Genomic DNA, 16,954 nt, shown 5'->3' on the forward strand with positions numbered 1-16,954 from the left:
AGGACTTTCCATGCGTTTTCCGACTGTATTTGCCCTGGGCGGACTGATCGCCGCACTGGCCGCGGCGCCCGCCCATGCCGTGGATGAAGTGACCGTGGCGCTGGCCATCCCGCCCGCCGTGCATGACGGCGCGCCGTATGCGGCGGCCGACGAACTCGGCTATTTCAAGCAGGAAAATCTATCGGTCAAGACCATCGTCTTCCAGGGCGCGGGCGCCTTGCTGCCCCAGGTCGCCAGCAAGCGCGTCACCTTCGGTTATCCGACTTCCGAACCGGTGATCTCCAGCTACTTCAGCGGCAAGGACATCCTGCCGTTGCGCTACTTCTATAACGGCGTGCCGGGCAACACCATGGAGTTCGCCGTACTGGCCAGTTCGCCGGTGAAAACCCTGGCCGACTTCAAGGGCAAGCAGATCGGCGTCGGCGCCCTGACCTGGGGCACCATTCCCGGCGGCCGCGCCGCGCTGCGCACCGCCGGCCTGACCCCGGGCAAGGACGTGGACTACGTCGCCGTGGGCGCGCTGGCCGCCGGCTTCCAGGCCCTGAAAACCGGCAAGGTCGAAGCGCTGAACTTCAACAGCAGTTGGAACGACATGCTGGAGATGTCCGGCACGCCCATCCGCCGCATCGCCTACCCGTCGGTGTTCGCGGAAACCGCCGGCAATGGTTTCATCGCCCATGTCGATACCTTTCGCGATCATCCGGACCTGATGGTGCGCTTCGCGCGCGCCTATACCAAGGCGCAGATCGCCTGCGTCGCCAATCCGGAGTTCTGCGTGCGGGCGTTCTGGCGCGCCAACCCGCAATCCAAGCCGGCCGGCGACGAAGCGCAGGCACTGAAGGACCAGGCCACGCTGCTGAGCCGCCGCTTGCAGCGGGTGCTCTACACGCCGTCGGGACAGCCGCGCGTGCCCGGCTATTACGATTTGAAGGCCATCACGGCCGGCATCCAGGCCATGGCGGCCGCCGGCGAATATCCCTCGGCCGACGTACCGGTGGACAAGATCTTCTCCAACGAGTTCATCAAGCAGATCAACGATTTCGATGCCGACGCGGTGCGCGCGCAGGCCAAGGCCGCCAAATGAGCGGTAATCAAGGTAAAGGCCATCCCACGCTGCGGGTCGAACCCGTCGACGCCGCCGTCGACGTCGACCGCCGCATCGTCCTGACAGGCTTTCCGGCGGGCCCGCTGCGCCTGCGCGCCGAACTGCGCCATCCGGACGGCAGCGTGTGGCAAAGCTCCGCGACTTTCACGGTCGGCGCGGACGGCACGGTCGACCTGGATGATCAGGCGCCGGACAGCGGCGACTGGGACTGTGCCGACGCCATGGCCGTCGTCTGGGCCATGCAACGCACGCAGCCGCCGACCCACTCCGAACGCACCGATGAAGTCGACACGCTGGCCATTGCCATCGACGCCGAAAGCCTGGCCACGCCAAACGCGGGCTCGTCCGCCGACGCCGCGGCCCCGGCCAGCGCCCATGCCACGCTGGTGCAGCGCTACGTCGTCAACGGCGTCGCGCGGCAGGAGGTCAACCAGGACGGCCTGGTGGGCACGGTCTTCCGCCCCGCCGGCGGGGCGCCGCGCCCTGTGATCATCGTGCTCAACGGCTCGGGCGGCGGCATTCCGCGCCAACGCGCCGCGCTGTACGCCGCGCATGGCTATACCGCTTTCGCGCTGGGTTATTTCAAGGCGCCCGGCCTGCCGGCGCACATCTCGCGCACGCCGCTGGAGTACTTCGAAAAAGCGCTGCGCTGGACACGCGCGAACCTGGATCCGGCGGGCGGCTTCGTCGCCGTGACGGGCCAGTCGCGCGGCGGCGAACTGACGCTGCTGCTGGCGTCGCGCTTTCCCGAGCTGGTCAACGCCGCCATCGCCTATGTGCCCAGCGCCGTCGTGCATGGCACGCTGCGCGCCGGCGCCCCCGGCGAAGCACCGGATTCGCCGACCTGGACCTGGCAAGGCCAGCCGCTGCGCAATGTGTGGCAGGGCAATTCCCAGGCCGATTGGGCGGCGTTCAACCAGGCACCCGTCGACGGGCAGCCGGTGCGGCAGGCCCCGGCCTTCCATACGCCCTTGCGGGACGCCGCCGCCGTCGCCGCGGCGCGCATCGCCGTCGAGAAGATCCAGGGACCGGTCATGCTGGTCTCCGGCACGGACGACGGCTTCTGGCCGTCCACGATGTTCAGCGAACAGATCGCCGCCACGCTGAAGGAGCATGGCCATCGCTGGCCCGTCGAACATGTGTGCGGCCAGGGCGCGGGCCACGCCATCGGCCTGCCGAACGTGCCGACCACGCTGATCGCCAAATCCCACCCCGTCGCCGGCGTGGTGTTGACCGGCGGCGGTACGCCGCGCGCCAATGCACGGGCCAACCGCCAGTCCTGGGACGCCGTGCAGCGGTTCCTGGCCGCGGCCGCGGCGGCGCATGGAGCCGGTGCATGAGCGCGGCATTGAGCTTCAAGCGCGTCGGCCTGACCTATCCGACGCGGCGCGGCCGGATACAAGCGCTGGCGGACATCGATCTGGATATCGCGCCGGGCGAATTCGTCGCCGTGCTGGGCCCTTCGGGCTGCGGCAAATCGACGCTGCTGAAACTGGCCGCCGGACTGCTGCATCCCACCGAGGGCGAAGTGAGCCTGGGCGGTGAAACGGTGGCGCGGCCCAGCCGCCGCGCCGGCGTGGTCTTCCAGAAACCCAATCTGCTGCCCTGGAAAACCGTGCTGGACAACGTGCTCTTGCCGGCCAGGACCATGAACCTGCCCGCGGCGCCGGCGCGCGAACGCGCGCAATCGCTGCTGGAGCTGGTGTCGCTGGGCGGCTTCGCGAGCAATTATCCCGGCGAACTGTCCGGCGGCATGCAGCAGCGCGTCGGCATCGCCCGCATGCTGCTGGCCGATCCGGACCTGCTGCTGATGGACGAGCCCTTCGCCGCGCTGGACGCCTTGACCCGCGAGGCGCTGACCCTGGAGCTGCAACGCATCTGGAGTACGCAGCGCAAATCGGTGCTGTTCATTACCCACAGCATTCCGGAAGCGGTATTCCTGGCCGACCGCGTGCTGGTCATGTCGCCCCGCCCCGGGCGCATCATCGAAGACTATCGTCCCGAACTGCCGCGTCCACGCACCCTGGAAACGCTGGGCGACGCGGCCTTCAATGCCGCCTGCCAGCATCTGCGCCGCCATTTCACCCATGCCCAGGCCGATACCGCGGCCGCAACCCAGGCCGCCTGACCGCAGGCCGCCCGATCACCGCGCCGCGCGGCCCATCCCTCCATGCTGAAACGCCTAGACATTACCTCTTTCCTGTACCCGTTGATCAGCGTCGCCGTGCTCGTCGCGGCCTGGCATTGGGCCATCCAGGCCTTTGCCATACCGGATTATCTGCTGCCGCCCCCCGGCGCGGTGTTCCGCGCCCTGTACGGCGGATTCGCCGACGGCACGCTGTGGCCGCACATCTGGGCCACCCTGGCCGAGTCGCTGGCCGGCTACGCCATCGGCTGCGGCCTGGCGGTGCTGCTGGGCGCGCTGCTGGCCGAATCGCGCACCTTCGAACGTTTTCTGTACCCGCTCCTGGTGGGCCTGCAAGCCATGCCCAAGGTCGCGCTGGGGCCCATCATCCTGGTGTGGTTCGGCTTCGGCATGTCGTCCAAGGTGGTGCTGGTCGCCCTGGTGTGCTTCTTTCCGCTGTTCGTCAACACCATCAACGGCATCAAGCGCACGGATACCGATCTGCTGGACGCCTGCCGGGCGTTTTCCGCGACGCGCGCCTACCTGCTGCTGCACGTGAAATTGCCCGCCGCGGCGGGCGATATTTTCTCGGGCCTGCAGATAGGCGTGGCGATGGCGCTGATCGGCGCCGTCGTGGGCGAGTTCCTGTCCGCGCAGCAGGGCCTGGGCTACTTGATCGCGTCGGCCTCGGTCAGCATGAGCCTGGCCACCATGTTCGCCGGCGTGCTGCTGCTCGCCGTGATCGGCCTGGCGGGATCCATGCTGATGCGCCAGATCCATCAGCGCGTGGTGTTCTGGGAATCGCGCGGCGATCGCGAAGCGTCCTGACGCAGGTGTATGCCGGTGCCGTACTGCCCCGGCGCGATCTCCGGCCGCAAGGTCAGTTCGGGGATCAGGTAATCGCCCGCGTTCTGCCTGCGGTACGGAATGGGGTCGGTCGTTGCCAGCGTATCCAATCGCCGGCCCAGTTCCTCGCGGATCCGGGCGTAGCCCGCGGCGTCGATGCGGCTGGTGCGATAGACGACATAAGGCGGCAGTACCTCGAAGCCCGGATAGAACAGGATGCCGTGCTGGATGGGAAACAGGATGTCGTCGATCGGGCCGTTGATACCGCGCGGCGCATAGTGCGAAGCCCAGCCGCCGGTCGTCACGACCAGCATGGCGCGCTTGCCGGCCAGGCTGCCTTCGCCATAGCGATCGCCCCAGTGCGTATCCGAGTGCTCGCCGACGCCATAGGCGAAGCCATAGGCGTAGACGCGATCGACCCAGCCCTTCAGTATGGCCGGCATCGAAAACCACCATAGCGGGAATTGCAGGATGACCGCATCGGCCCAGCGCAGCTTTTCTTGTTCGGCGGCGATGTCGGCGCGCTGCGTGCCGTTTTCGTAGGCCTGCTTCGAGTCCATGGAAGGATGGAAGCGCTCGCCCGTGCGCGGCGCGGTGTTGTCGTCGGCGTCCACGACCGCCTTCCAGTTCATGGCGTACAGGTCCGAGACCTGGACCGCGTGTCCCGCCTGGCCCAGCCGTTCGACGGCGAAATCCTTGATGGCGCCGTTCAGCGAGCGTGGCTCGGGGTGCGCGTAGACGATAAGAACGTTCATGACGGGATGCTCCATAGGCTGATGAATGCGTATGGGCACACGATAGGCATCCTTCGGGTATATTGGAAATGAATTCCTGAAATCCCAGGTATTGCCATGACCAATTCCTTGCGCCGCCTGGACCTGAACCTGCTGGTCACCCTGGATGCCCTGCTGGCCGAACACAATGTGACCCGCGCGGCGGAACGCCTGCACCTGTCGCAGCCCACGGTCAGCGTGCAGCTGGCCCGGCTCAGGGAGATATTCGGCGATCCGCTCTTGCTGCCCGGTCCGCGCGGGATGCGGCCTACGGCGCGCGCCGACGAATTGCGCGAGCCGCTGCGCCAGGCCCTGGAGGCGCTGAACCAGGCCGTCGCGCCGACACGCCCCTTCGATCCCGCGCTGGCCGACCAGACATGGCGGGTGGCGGCGACGGACTATGGCGGATCGACCATACTGCTGCCGGCGCTGGCGGCGCTGCGCGCGGCCGCGCCGGATATGCGCCTGGCGATGCTCGGGTTAAATCCGCCCGCGCTGGCCCGGCAGGCGGAACAAGGCGACGTGGACCTGGCCTTCCATATCAGCGCCGGGGCGCCGGCCGCGCTGCGCAGCCGGCCCCTGTTCGTTGAACGTTATGTGCTGGCTGGCCGCAAGGGACATCCGCGGCTGAAGCGCCGCCCCACCCTGGCGCAGTTCTGCAAACTGGACCACGCCATCGTCTCGGCGGACGGCGGCGGCTTCCAGGGCGTGACGGACGCGGCGCTGGCGCGGCTGGGCATGGCGCGCCGGGTGGCGTTATCGGTGCCTCACTTCCTGTTCCTGGCGTCGGTGCTGGCCAGTACCGAGATGGTGGCCTTGGTGCCGTCGCGGCTGGTGCGCGGCAACAGCGCGCTGCAGGTCGTCGAACCGCCGCTGGAGGTGGCCGGCTTCGAGATGGTCATGCTGTGGCATGAACGATTGCACCGCGATCCCGCGCATCAGTGGTTGCGCGACGTGATCGCGCGATCGGTGTGACCTGCCGGTCGGGCCGCAAGCCCGGCCCGGCCCGGCCTGCGCGGCGCGACCTGGTTCACTTTTTGGCCGGCGGATTCGCCACGCTGTCGAAGGCCCGGTCCAGATTGTCCTGCGCGGTGGTCAGGCGATCGCGCGCGCTCTGCACCCAGGTCATGTCCACCGAGAGGCGCTGCTTGGCGTCGGCCAGCATGCGCGCGACTTCGGCCGGCTGCGGCCCGCCCTGCCCCTTGCTGGAGGCAATCATGTTCTGCGCGGTCAGCACCTGCCGGAAACGCGCTTCGTCCAAGGGCAGCTTGGCGTTGTCCACGCCATTGGCCTTGCCCGAGGCCGCGTAGATCCGCTGAGCTTCCGCATACGGAATATCGGCCGGCTTCAGGTTGTTCTGGCGGCCAAAGCTGACCAGCTCGGAGGCGAAATGGTGGCCGATCCGGAACGGCACGTTGGCATCGCGCTGCAGGACGTCGGCCAGCTCCGTGGTGGTCGAATAATCGGCGTCGACTTCGGCCAGCGCCCGTTCGCGGTTCAGCACCAGTCCGCCCAGCATATCGTCCAGCTTCAGGTACATATCGGTGGCCGCATCCACGGCGTCCTGGGCCTGGCCGCGCTTGTAGTCCGGCATGCCGGGCGTCACATTGTGCGCGACCACCAGCGCCGCCATCGCATCGCCGACGGTTTCGCTGGCCGCCAGGCGCACGTCGTTCAGGGCGTAGGGGTTGCGCTTCTGCGGCATGATGCTGCTGGTGCCGGTCAACTTGCCTTCGGTGAGCATCAGCCAGGGCTTGGGCTGGTGGTACTGCGTATGGATGTCCTGCACGAAGGCGCCCACGCTCAGCGCCATGGTGCTGGCCAGGCTGGCGGCCTCCGCCCCTATATCGATCTGGGAAAACTGGGCGGCGTCGTAGGAATTGTCGACCACGCCGTCGAAGCCGAGCAGGTCGGCCAGGCGCTTGCGGTCGATCGGGAAACTGGAAGTGCCGAGCGCCGCGGCGCCCATGGGGCTCAGGTTCACCCGGGCGTACACCTGGCGCAGGCGCGCCGCATCGCGGTCCAGCACGCTGGAGAACGCCAGCAGGTAGTGGCCGTAGGTGGTGGGCTGCGCCTGTACGCCATTGGTATAGGCCGGAACGATGGCATCGGCGTACTTCTCGGCCAAGGCGTTGACGGAAGCGTGCGCCTGGTTCAGCGCCTCGTACAGGTCCAGCAGGCGATCGCGCAGCATGACGCGCCGCGTGGTGGCCAGGATGTCCTGGCGGCTGCGGCCGGAATGCATGCGGGTGGCGTCCGGACCGGCGATCTTAGTGATCAGCGGTTCCAATTGCAGATAATCGCCGGGCCGCTTGCCGCCGGGCTTGTCGCCTTCGGCGATCACCTGGGCGACGGCGCGCGCGGTTTTCTGGGCGATGTCCGGCGGCACGATGCCTGCTTCCGTCGTCATCACGATGGACGCTTTATTGAACTGGCCCAGCCAGAAGAAGTTGTCGTGCAAGCCGCTGGCGCCACCGTTCGCGGCATCGGCGCGTGCGCACGCCAGGGCCAGCGCAAGCAAGCCGGCGACGGCAAAACGGCGCGAGCCGCGGCGCGCGCGGCGGGCCTCGGGTGTGGCGACGGTCATGGGTTCTCCTTGCTGTGCATCCATCGGTCCGGGCGCGCTGCCCGGAAAACCGAGATGATACCGTCGCTGACCCCGCGCCATCACGCCCCTTGCGGCGCGACCTGCTCCCGTATGGCCGCCGAGATTCCCGCCAGACCGTCGCGCAACTGCTCTTCGGTCACCCAGGCGTAGCCTATCCGCATGTAGCGGCGCGGCATGTCGAACCAGTGGCCCGGTCCCACATAGGTGCCATGGTTCTCGAGCAAGCCGCGGTAGAAGCGGTCCAGGTCGAAGGAAGCCGGCACTTTCAGGCGCGGGAAGCAGACCACGCCGCCCGCCGGCTCCACCCATTCCATATGAGGTTCCCCGGCCATCCATGTCCGCACGATGTCGCGATGGCGCAGATTGCGCCGATTGCTGGTCTTCAGCCAGGCGTCGCGTTGCGCCAGCACGGCCGCGCCCACCGCTTCGTCCAGCACCGAACCGCAGATGCCGATCTGTTCCTTGGCGGCCAGGAACAATTCGTACAGCGACGGCTTGCGCGTGATCAGCCAGCCGGTGCGTATTCCCGGCGTTCCGTAGGCCTTGGACAGCGACGATACGGCGATGAAGCGATCGCTGATGCTGGCCGCCGTCGGGTACGGCTCGCCATGGCTGAGGTCGCGATAGGTCTCGTCCACCAGCACCAGGCAGCCGTGGCGCCGCGCGATGTCGTCCAGGCGCAGCAAATCGTCCCAGGACATCATCGAACCGGTCGGGTTGTGCGGGCAGGTCACGCTGATGTAGGCGGTGTCCGGCCGCACGGCGCGTTCGATGGCGTCGATATCCGTCTTGAAACCGGTATCGAATGACAGATCGATATAGCTGATCGCGCAGCCGATCGCTTTCGGTGTCTCGATATTGGTGGCGTAGTTCGGGCGCACCACGACCAGGTGCGAGTCCGGCTTCAGCAAGGCGCTGGCGACGATGAACAAGGCCCCCGCCGCGCCGGCGCAAACCAGCACGTCTTCCGGGTGGACCGCGGCGCTGCCGCTGTGCCGCGCGATCTGCCCGCGCAGCGCCGCATCGCCGCGATGCTCGCCGTACAGCAAGGTAAGGTCCGACAGGTCCACGCCGAGCTCGCCCAGCTTGCGGTCGGCGATGGCGCTTTCCGACAGATTGTTCCGTATGCGGCCGTAGCCGACTTCTTCCGGCGCCTGCGCCTCGATCGCCATGCGGGTGTATTTCAAGTTAGCCCCTCGTCCGAATCCAAAGAGGCTAATGATGTCGGCTAGGCCGGCGGCGCGACATCCTCCCCGGGGAGGAGGCGGGCCGTCTTCAGGAACAGCGCAAGCAACTCGGACTGGGTGGAGATGCCGAGCTTGGCATAGGCGTTCTTGCGATGGGTCTTGACCGTGGTGATGGAGATGTCCAGGTGCAGGCCGATGGATTCCGACGAATGGCCTTGCAGCACCATGCGCATGACCTGGGCCTCGCGCGGGCTCAGGCGTGGTTTGCCGAAGTCGTCGAAGACGGCGTCGATGCGGCTATCCGGCGGCGTCATTGCGCTGGCGGCCGCCGCCGCATTGCCATGCTCAAGCCAATACCGCGCGACGACCGCGGCCATGATGGGATGCAGCGCTCGCAAGTGCTGGAGGTGCGCATCGCTGAATCCGCCAGCCGCCCGCGGACGCAGCAACCCGATCTCGGCGGCGGCGTCCCCGGGCAAGGGAACCAGGGCCAGGACCTCCGCGCGATTGAGCGGCCAGCCGAGGGTGACATAGCCGATTTCCTCGTCGTCGGATATGGCGACCGGCACGGCGCCGCCGCCGCTGCCCGCTCCGCTTCCGTCATTGACTACCGCGCCGCCGCGGTGCGCCTGCCCGCCGCGCGACGCATCGGCGGGCAACGCCGCGCCGCCGGAGAGCAGATCACGTATCCGCATCACCCCGCCGCGCAGGCCACCCAGATAGGCCTGATAGCAAGGGTTCAACACATAGGACAGCCGCAGATAATTATCCAGCCCCTGCCGATGCGCCGGTTCGCCGAAATTGTCATACAGCAAAACCGGCCGCCCCCTGCCCCGGTATACCAGCACCGATACCATTTCGAACGGAACGACGCCCGCCAGCGCATCGAACAGGACATCCAGCGAAGCCCGGCTTCCCGCCTCGCCGATCAGGCGGGCAATGGTGTCCCACGGCAGACAGGAATCGGAAGACGCAAGCGAAACGTTGGGCATGACGAGATGGCAAACAGGGTCATGCCAGAGTTTAGTCTGGACAGCCGCCGGAACCCGACTCCCAGAGCTCCGGGGACTGCCGTGTTTCCCAACGACGCCCAGCCCCGCGCGCGCGTCTCGGCCACCAATTCCATCATTCTTTCAACCCCTTGCTGACCACGACCACCTGCACCGGATAACGGCCAAGCTCTCGATGGATGCACAGAGAATCGCTTCTATGGCGAGCGGCCAGGAACACCGAGTCGCCGGTCGCATCACTGAGCCGACGCAATACCGGCCGCAATCGGGCGACTATGCCCGCATAAGGATTTCGCCGATACGGAAAGCCGTCATGGATAAAGGCATCAGGATCCAGGGGATTCGTCTCAATTTTCCGCGTTCTCCAGTCCTCTTTAGTGAACTCCCTAGCATCGGCCCCCGCGTGCCGGCCGGCTGGCGCGCGGGGGCCGAATCTCAGAACAAAAGGAGTCTCTTGATGTACAGAATCCGTACGCACGTGCTTGCATTCCTGCTGTTGGGCGGAATGCTTCCTGCCTCGTCGTCCGCCTGGGGCGATACTGCCAATGACTATCCGCGAGGCCCGATTACCCTGGTCCTAGGGTATGCCCCAGGCGGAGCGACGGACACGATCGCCCGCCGGTGGCCAATGTGGGCGAATACATCGCCCATGCCAAGGCCAACCCCGGCAAAGTCACGTGCGCGTCGTCGGGGCTGGGATCGTCCATTCACCTGTCCTGCGAGCTTTTCAAGCTGCGGACCGGGACGGACATCCTGCATGTGCCTTATCGCGGTGCGGCGCCCGCCGTCAGCGCATTGCTGGCCGGCCAGGTCGACTCCATGTTCGATAATCTACCGTCGGCCTTGCCGCATATCCGGACAGGAAAACTCCGTCCCCTGGCCACCACCAGCGCCCTACCACCGTCCGCCGCTCCGGAGATCCCGCCGATGTCCGCGGCGGGGCTGGGCGGTTTCGAGATGGAATCTTGGTTTGGATTAATGGCGCCCGCGGCGACGCCGCCGTGGATCGTCGCGCGCCTGAACGCGTCCCTGAACAAAGCCCTGTCCAGCCCGGCGCTGGCCCACGCTTACGCCGAACGCGGTTACGAGGCCCCCGCCGGCGGCAATTCGCCCGAGGCCTTCGGGCAATTTATCGGGACGGAAATCGACAAGTGGAGCGCGGTCGTCCGTGCGGCCGGCCTGAAGGCCGACTGAAGCAAGGGATGTGGCCGCCTATCGTCACCTTTGCGTGTCCTCGCCGCCATCCGGCCGCGGCGCCAGGGTCACGACCAGCTTGCCGCGGTTGTGGCCTTGCTGCAATTGGCGTTGCGCCCGCTCCAGTTGCGAGAAGTCGAATACACCGCTGACGTGCACGCGCACCTTTTCGCGGTCGATCAGGTCGGCGATCTGCGCCAGCTGGCGGCCGTCGGGACGGGCGGTGTAGCGCGCGGCGCGGGCGTTTTTCTGCCTGGCGCGTTCCTGTGAAGGCTCATTCAGCGTGGAGATCAGCGCGCCGCCTTCCTTCAGCACGTTCCAGGAACGTTCCTGGGTCTCGCCGCCGATCAGGTCGAACACCACGTCGATGTCCCCGACCGCTTTCTCGAAGTCCTGCGTTTTGTAGTCGATGACCTTGTCCGCGCCCAGGGAGTCCAGGAAGCCGGCGCTGTCCGCCGAAGCCGTGACGAGGACTTCGGCGCCCTTGGCCTTGGCGAACTGCAGGGCAAAGTGCCCGACGCCACCGGCCGCGCCATGGATGAGCAGGCGTTGGCCGCCCTTGAGTCCACCGTGGTCGAAGATGCCCTGCCATGCCGTCAGGCCGGCCAGCGGCACGGCCGCCGCGGTGGCGAAATCCAGTGACAGCGGTTTGCGGGCGATGCCTTCCAGCGGTGCCGTCGCGTATTGCGCATAGGCGCCCTGCCCTTGTCCCAGGAAGGCATATACCGCGTCGCCGGGCTCGATCCCGGGCACGCGCTGGCGCGTTTCCTCCAGCACACCGGCGCAATCGCGACCCAGGATGTAAGGCAGGCGGTCGGCGCGCACCAGGGGATACCTGCCTTCCCGCGTCTTGAAGTCAACGGGATTCAGGCTGGCCGCCAGGACGCGTATCAGCCCCTCGCCTTGACCGGGCTCCGGTACGTCGACCCACTCTTCCTGCAGGACCTCCGGTCCGCCGAAGCGATGGATACGATAGGCTTGCATGCGGCTCATGACGGTCTCCTGACGGCGGTGCGAAACCGACCCCAGCCGCAAACGCTATGCCGCGCGCTGGTAATACAGGTTCTGCGGGTGCCGGGCCTCGGCGAAGAAGTACCACCGTTCGGCCAGCAGGCCCAGGTACTGAATGATAAAGGCGGCGGCCAATACAGCGACGGAGGCCGCCGCGGCCGAGCCGAACATGACCAGGATGAACGGGATGACGAAGGCGCCCATCAGGAACCCGGCCTTGACCGTCGCCAGCATGGCCGGGCTTTTGCCGTGGAAAAACTCGCGCATATTGAAGGAGCTGGAGGTGAAACCCTGCGACTTCTGCACCAGTTTGTCCGACCGGATGCCCGTGGCGCTCTGCAAGGTCGACTTGGGGTGCAGGCGGGCATTGCGCGCCAGCGACGCCATGCGCGACATGCAGCCGGCCGCGATCAGGATGCAGGCGCAGGGCCCCAGCACCAGGACCAGCGGAGCGGCGCAGGCCGCGGCGATCAGCGTGGCGAGCGTGAAGCCCGACGCGCAGCCCAGCAGCACGAAGTTGACCAGGGTAAACGGGCTGGCCCATTCCTGCAGGAAGCGCAGGCAGGCATAGATCATGGCGGTGCACACGAACAGCACCGCCGCCGCGCAGACGGCCACGAGACCGAAAACCAAGGTATAGGGCAGCGCCAGCGCGTGGGCCAGGCCGTACAGGAAGGTCAGCAGCAGGAAAGCCGGCACGGCCAGGCATTCGCGCGACAGCCAGGACGTCCGCCACATGGCGATGGCCCGCCAGGCGCGCTCCGGATGCCCCAGGTGGAAGAACGACGCCACCAGCCCCAGCGCTCCCAGTACACAAGAGATCGCCGCGCCGGCGACGAAGAAGGCCTGTGGCGGCATGGCCAGCGCGCCGGCCGCCGCGGCCAGCTCCATCGCCACCAGGGCGATCAGCAGGCCCTGCGCGGCGCCGCACAGCGTCGTCAGAAAAACGACCGAAAATGGTGGCCGCATGAATACTCCTTGTTGTTGAGCTTGCCGCTATGCCGGTTATCGATATCAGCGTGACGAGGCAACGGCGGCAAGGTCCAGTTGCCCGCGCTCGAGTTGCGCATGAATGTCCGCCGCCGCGCGCGGATTGGCCGGCGCCTCTGTCGAACCGCAGCCGCAGGTGCCCGAGCCGCAGCCCTGCCCGCCGCCGGTGGCCGCCTCGGTCTTGCGGCGCGGCAGGTAATGATTGGCCGGCTGTGTACCCCATTCGGGCATCAGCTGATAGCCGCCCCGTTCGCGGATCGCCTGCGACACCTCGGAATCGGGGTCGTGGATATCGCCGAAGAGGCGCGCCGAGGTCGGACAGGCCAGCACGCAGGCCGGCTTGCGGTCCCGTTCGGGCAGCGCCTGGTTGTCGATGCGATCCGAACACAGCGTGCACTTGGTCATTTCCTTGCGCTGCGGATCGAGTTCGCGCGCGCCGTAGGGACAGGCCCATGCGCAGTAATTGCAGCCTATGCATTTGTCGTAGTCGACCAGCACCAGGCCGTCGGCCTCGCGCTTGTAGCTGGCCCCGGTCGGGCACACCGGCACACAGGGCGGGTCTTCGCAATGCAGACAGGACTTGGGAAAGTGGATCGTATCCGTCAGCGGAAACTCCCCGGCTTCGTAGGTCTGCACCCGGTTGAAGAAATTGCCGCTGGGATCGGCGTCGTAGGCTCGTTCATCGGCCAGGCTGCCCGCCTCGCCCGAGGTATTCCATTCCTTGCAGCTGGTGACGCAGGCATGGCAGCCCACGCAGACATTCAGGTCGATCACCAAGGCCATCTGGGTCATGTCGCTTCCTTGCTTATTTGTTCGAGGCGGCGCAGCGCAGGCGGGCCAGGAATTCGCCCTTGCCGGCAAAGTAGGTCTGGACCACGCGCGTAACGACGTTCGTGGAACCGGGCAAGGGCTTCATGGGCGCAAACTGCGGCAGCGTGAAGTCGGCATCGGCCTCCGCCGGATAGATGCGTACGCGCAGGTCGTACCAGCCTGCCTGCCCGGTGATGGGATCGGAATTCGATACCCGGCCCGGCACGCCATCCCTGCCGGCCGGCAGTTCGTCGGTGATCAGGTGGTTCAGCAGGAAGCCGCGGCGCGACTCGTTGGCCTCCGGCCCCAGGTTCCAGGCGCCGGCGGCCTTGCCGATGGCGTTCCAGGTCCACACCGTGCCCGGCTCCACGGCTTCGCTGTAGCGCGCCATGCAGCGGACCTTGCCCCAGGGGGATTCGACGTAGATCCAGGCGCCGTCTTCAATACCCTGCGCGCCGGCGGTGCGCGGGTTCACCATCAGGTAGTTCTCGCCATGGATCTGCCGCAGCCAGGCATTCTGCGAATCCCAGGAGTGATACATGGCCATGGGGCGCTGCGTCACGGCGGCCAGCGGGAACGCCTGGGTGTCGGTGACTTCGCGTTCGATCGGCTCGTACCAGAACGGCACCGGGTCGAAATAGCGCTCGACGCGGGCGCGCAGATGGTCGGGCGGCTGGCGTCCTTGCGTTTTGCCCTGCGCGGCCAGGCGGAATTTCTGCATGACGTCCGAGTACAGCTGGATCACGATGGGCGTGCCGAACTTGCGCATGCCGTTCTCGACCGACCACTTCAGGTACGGGCCATTGCAGTTGCGCATGTACTGCATGTCCTCGGGCAGGACGTAGTGGTAGTGGCAATTGTTCTCGGCGTACTGTTCCCATTGGCGCGGATTGGGCTCGCCCACCAGGGCCTTGTCGCCGTCCTTGCCGCGCCAGCCGATCAGGAAGCCCACGCCCGTGTCCGGACCGGTCTGGAAGTTGACGACAAAGTCCTTGTAGCCGCTGAACTTGCGGCCGCCGTCGGGGCGGGTGAAGGCGGGAAACTTCAGGCGGCCGGCCAGTTCGACCAATACGTCCTGGAAGGGCCGGCATTCGCCGGTAGGCGGGACTACGGGGATACGAACGGAGTCCACCGGGCCGTCGAACTCGGAAATGGGCCGGTCCAGCATGGACATGGCGTCGTGCCGTTCCAGATAGGTGGTGTCCGGCAGGATCAGGTCGGCGAAGGCCGTCATCTCCGACTGGAACGCGTCGCAGACCACCAGGAAGGGAATCTTGTATTCGCCGTCTTCGCGCCTGTCGGTCAGCATGCGGCGCGTTTCGACGGTATTCATCGACGAATTCCACGCCATATTGGCCATGAAAATCAGCAGCGTGTCGATGGGATAAGGATCGCCGCGCCAGGCGTTCGTGATGACGCTGTGCATCATGCCGTGCACGGCCAGCGGGTACTCCCAGGAGAACGCCTTGTCGATGCGCACGGGTCCGCCCTGCTCGTCGATGAACAGGTCTTCCGGCGCGGCGGGCCAGCCCAGCGGGCCGTTGGGCAGCGGCGTATTGGGCTGCACATCGCTGGCCTTGTTGGGCGGCTTGGCCGACGGCGGCACGGCGCGCGGGTATGGCGCCTTGTGACGGAAGCCGCCCGGGGTGTCTATGGTGCCCAGCAGCGACATCAGGATGGACAGCGCGCGGATGCTCTGGAAGCCGTTGGAATGCGCCGCCAGCCCGCGCATGGCGTGAAAGGCGATCGGCGCGCCTCGCACCGATTCATGCTCCACGCCCCAGGCGTCGGTCCAGCGTATCGGCAGCGCTATCTTCTGTTCGCGCGATACCTGGATCAGCTCGCCGGCCAGACGGCGGATCGTCTCGGCCGCGATGCCGGTGATGCCGGCTGCCCATTCGGGCGTACAGGAGGCCACGCGTTCGCGCAGGCGCGTGAAGGACGGGGTCACGGGTGTGCCGTCATCCAGCGTGTACCGGCCATCCAGCGCCGGCTCCACGCCCGGTGCGTGGTTCACGACGGCGCGGTTGGCGTGCTTGTCCCACCACATGCGGTTCTGCGGGAACAGGGCGTTGACCTCGGGGCTGGACGGATCCTGCACGAACAGGCCGAAGGTGTCGCTGTCCTCGCGCAAGTCGATCAGTTCGCCGGCATTGGTATAGCGCGAGACGAATTCGTGGTCGTAGGCATCCTGTTCGATCAATTCATGGATCAGGGCCATGAACAGCGCGCCATCGGTGCCGGGGCGGATGGGTATCCATTCGTCGGCGACCGCGGCGTAGCCGGTGCGCACCGGGTTGATGGCGATGAAGCGGCCGCCGGCGCGCTTGAACTTGGAGATGGCGATCTTCAGCGGATTGGAATGGTGATCCTCTGCGGTGCCTATCATCAGGAATAGCCGGGCGCGATCCAGGTCCGGACCGCCGAACTCCCAGAACGACCCGCCTATCGTATAGATCATGCCGGCCGCCATATTGGCCGAACAGAAGCCGCCGTGCGCCGCGTAATTAGGGGTGCCGAACTGCTTGGCGAACAGACCGGTCAAGGCCTGCATCTGGTCGCGGCCGGTGAACAGCGCGAATTGGCGCGGATCGGTGGCCCGCAGGTGGGCGAGCCGCGTCTCCAGCTGCGACAGGGCCTCTTCCCAGGAAATCGGCTCGAACTGCGCCGTGCCGCGTTCCGCGCCGGGCTTGCGCCGCAGCGGCTGCGTCAGGCGTGCCGGCGAGTACTGCTTCATGATGCCGGACGAGCCCTTGGCGCAGATCACGCCCTGGTTCAGGGGGTGTTCCGGATTCCCATCGATATAGCGCACCTCGCCGTCACGCAAATGCACGCGGATGCCGCAGCGGCAGGCGCACATATAACAGGTGGTGTTCTTGACTTCGAGATTCTCGCGCTGCGTGCGATGTCCGTGTTCCATTGGGGGGCGGGCTCCTTCCCTGTCGGACGGCGTCCCGGCAGGACGCCTTTTGGGGACCGATGATACGAAGCTGACCGGTGGAACAAAAATTGTGATTTCGTATTCTGGTTATAAGCAAATCCGATAAAGTAATGAAGCGGGCAGCCAACCCAAGGGAAAACCCTTGGTCGACTGCGCGCCCGTGCGTGCTTTACGACTTCGCTCTATTTAAAGAGCGCGCCGGGGTCGTTGGAACCGCCGCCGTAGGCGCCCTCGCCGTAGCCGCCCTGCACGTCTATCTTCACCGACGACGGATCGACCTGCGACTGGTCGCCCTTGTAGTGCATCACCATGGCCGGCATCAGCATGACCATCGCCACCATCAGCAGCTGGATC

General features: G+C 66.6%; 14 protein-coding genes. 6 read left to right on the forward strand and 8 right to left on the reverse strand.

The genetic code is table 11. From position 1 onward, the window contains the following. The first annotated feature begins 10 nt into the window (after positions 1–10). From ACNA0R_RS17485 to ACNA0R_RS17500, 4 genes are read left to right on the forward strand one after another with little or no spacing between them, the layout of a single operon-like run. Positions 11–1,084, forward strand: coding sequence for an ABC transporter substrate-binding protein (locus ACNA0R_RS17485; protein ID WP_415827311.1), 1,074 nt, complete (start codon positions 11–13; stop codon positions 1,082–1,084). Continuing rightward, complete coding sequence (locus ACNA0R_RS17490; protein WP_415827312.1) at positions 1,081–2,445, forward strand: acyl-CoA thioester hydrolase/BAAT C-terminal domain-containing protein; 1,365 nt, start codon at positions 1,081–1,083, stop codon at positions 2,443–2,445. Before ACNA0R_RS17485 ends, ACNA0R_RS17490 begins: the two co-directional genes overlap by 4 nt. Beyond that, complete coding sequence (locus tag ACNA0R_RS17495; RefSeq protein ID WP_415827313.1) at positions 2,442–3,233, forward strand: ABC transporter ATP-binding protein; 792 nt, start codon at positions 2,442–2,444, stop codon at positions 3,231–3,233. Before ACNA0R_RS17490 ends, ACNA0R_RS17495 begins: the two co-directional genes overlap by 4 nt. Before the next feature lie 42 nt (positions 3,234–3,275). Next, entirely contained in the window at positions 3,276–4,058 is a 783-nt protein-coding gene (locus tag ACNA0R_RS17500) for an ABC transporter permease (protein ID WP_415827314.1), read from the forward strand. Here ACNA0R_RS17500 and ACNA0R_RS17505 read toward each other — a convergent pair. Beyond that, a complete protein-coding gene (locus tag ACNA0R_RS17505; protein ID WP_415827315.1) occupies positions 4,010–4,831 on the reverse strand; it encodes an NAD(P)H-dependent oxidoreductase in 822 nt (273 codons plus the stop codon). The genes ACNA0R_RS17500 and ACNA0R_RS17505 overlap by 49 nt on opposite strands. Before the next feature lie 96 nt (positions 4,832–4,927). On the opposite strand from ACNA0R_RS17505, the gene ACNA0R_RS17510 reads away from it, so the two are divergent. Next, positions 4,928–5,824, forward strand: a complete 897-nt coding sequence (locus tag ACNA0R_RS17510) for a LysR family transcriptional regulator (protein WP_415827316.1) — start codon at positions 4,928–4,930, stop codon at positions 5,822–5,824. Positions 5,825–5,879: 55 nt separating this feature from the next. Here ACNA0R_RS17510 and ACNA0R_RS17515 read toward each other — a convergent pair whose 3' ends face one another. From ACNA0R_RS17515 to ACNA0R_RS17525, 3 genes are all read right to left on the reverse strand, one after another. Then, complete coding sequence (locus ACNA0R_RS17515) at positions 5,880–7,436, reverse strand: argininosuccinate lyase (RefSeq protein WP_415827317.1); 1,557 nt, start codon at positions 7,434–7,436, stop codon at positions 5,880–5,882. A gap of 80 nt (positions 7,437–7,516) precedes the next feature. After that, positions 7,517–8,644: an aminotransferase class I/II-fold pyridoxal phosphate-dependent enzyme gene (locus tag ACNA0R_RS17520; protein WP_415827318.1), complete on the reverse strand. Its 1,128-nt coding sequence runs from the start codon at positions 8,642–8,644 to the stop codon at positions 7,517–7,519. A 41-nt stretch (positions 8,645–8,685) separates the two neighbouring features. Further along, the gene (locus tag ACNA0R_RS17525) at positions 8,686–9,636 is read right to left on the reverse strand and encodes a helix-turn-helix transcriptional regulator (RefSeq protein WP_415827319.1); all 951 of its coding nucleotides are present in this window, start codon (positions 9,634–9,636) and stop codon (positions 8,686–8,688) included. Between the two features lie 639 nt (positions 9,637–10,275). On the opposite strand from ACNA0R_RS17525, the gene ACNA0R_RS17530 reads away from it, so the two are divergent. After that, a complete protein-coding gene (locus ACNA0R_RS17530) occupies positions 10,276–10,848 on the forward strand; it encodes a tripartite tricarboxylate transporter substrate-binding protein (RefSeq protein WP_415827320.1) in 573 nt (190 codons plus the stop codon). Between the two features lie 24 nt (positions 10,849–10,872). Here the strand turns inward: ACNA0R_RS17530 and ACNA0R_RS17535 are convergent, their stop codons facing one another. From ACNA0R_RS17535 to ACNA0R_RS17550, 4 genes are read right to left on the reverse strand one after another with little or no spacing between them, the layout of a single operon-like run. After that, positions 10,873–11,841 (reverse strand): NADP-dependent oxidoreductase, encoded by a 969-nt coding sequence (locus ACNA0R_RS17535; RefSeq protein ID WP_415827321.1) that lies wholly within the window; start codon positions 11,839–11,841, stop codon positions 10,873–10,875. Positions 11,842–11,886: 45 nt separating this feature from the next. Next, a complete protein-coding gene (locus ACNA0R_RS17540) occupies positions 11,887–12,828 on the reverse strand; it encodes a dimethyl sulfoxide reductase anchor subunit family protein (RefSeq protein WP_415827322.1) in 942 nt (313 codons plus the stop codon). 45 nt (positions 12,829–12,873) lie between these two features. After that, on the reverse strand, positions 12,874–13,641 hold the full coding sequence (locus tag ACNA0R_RS17545; RefSeq protein WP_415827323.1) for a 4Fe-4S dicluster domain-containing protein: 768 nt from the start codon (positions 13,639–13,641) through the stop codon (positions 12,874–12,876). Positions 13,642–13,654: 13 nt separating this feature from the next. Next, positions 13,655–16,579: a molybdopterin oxidoreductase family protein gene (locus ACNA0R_RS17550; protein WP_415827324.1), complete on the reverse strand. Its 2,925-nt coding sequence runs from the start codon at positions 16,577–16,579 to the stop codon at positions 13,655–13,657. Positions 16,580–16,954 lie beyond the last annotated feature (375 nt).

The sequence above is a fragment of the Bordetella sputigena genome, from assembly GCF_965137885.1.
Taxonomy (GTDB): domain Bacteria; phylum Pseudomonadota; class Gammaproteobacteria; order Burkholderiales; family Burkholderiaceae_B; genus Bordetella_C; species Bordetella_C sputigena.

Bases quoted from the DNA above. Each gene is read 5' to 3' on its own strand.
- ACNA0R_RS17485 (WP_415827311.1), top strand. From the start codon at position 11: ATGCGTTTTCCGACTGTATTTGCCCTGGGCGGACTGATCGCCGCACTG.
- ACNA0R_RS17490 (WP_415827312.1), top strand. From the start codon at position 1,081: ATGAGCGGTAATCAAGGTAAAGGCCATCCCACGCTGCGGGTCGAACCC.
- ACNA0R_RS17495 (WP_415827313.1), top strand. From the start codon at position 2,442: ATGAGCGCGGCATTGAGCTTCAAGCGCGTCGGCCTGACCTATCCGACG.
- ACNA0R_RS17500 (WP_415827314.1), top strand. From the start codon at position 3,276: ATGCTGAAACGCCTAGACATTACCTCTTTCCTGTACCCGTTGATCAGC.
- ACNA0R_RS17505 (WP_415827315.1), bottom strand. From the start codon at position 4,831: ATGAACGTTCTTATCGTCTACGCGCACCCCGAGCCACGCTCGCTGAAC.
- ACNA0R_RS17510 (WP_415827316.1), top strand. From the start codon at position 4,928: ATGACCAATTCCTTGCGCCGCCTGGACCTGAACCTGCTGGTCACCCTG.
- ACNA0R_RS17515 (WP_415827317.1), bottom strand. From the start codon at position 7,436: ATGACCGTCGCCACACCCGAGGCCCGCCGCGCGCGCCGCGGCTCGCGC.
- ACNA0R_RS17525 (WP_415827319.1), bottom strand. From the start codon at position 9,636: ATGCCCAACGTTTCGCTTGCGTCTTCCGATTCCTGTCTGCCGTGGGAC.
- ACNA0R_RS17535 (WP_415827321.1), bottom strand. From the start codon at position 11,841: ATGAGCCGCATGCAAGCCTATCGTATCCATCGCTTCGGCGGACCGGAG.
- ACNA0R_RS17540 (WP_415827322.1), bottom strand. From the start codon at position 12,828: ATGCGGCCACCATTTTCGGTCGTTTTTCTGACGACGCTGTGCGGCGCC.
- ACNA0R_RS17545 (WP_415827323.1), bottom strand. From the start codon at position 13,641: ATGACCCAGATGGCCTTGGTGATCGACCTGAATGTCTGCGTGGGCTGC.
- ACNA0R_RS17550 (WP_415827324.1), bottom strand. From the start codon at position 16,579: ATGGAACACGGACATCGCACGCAGCGCGAGAATCTCGAAGTCAAGAAC.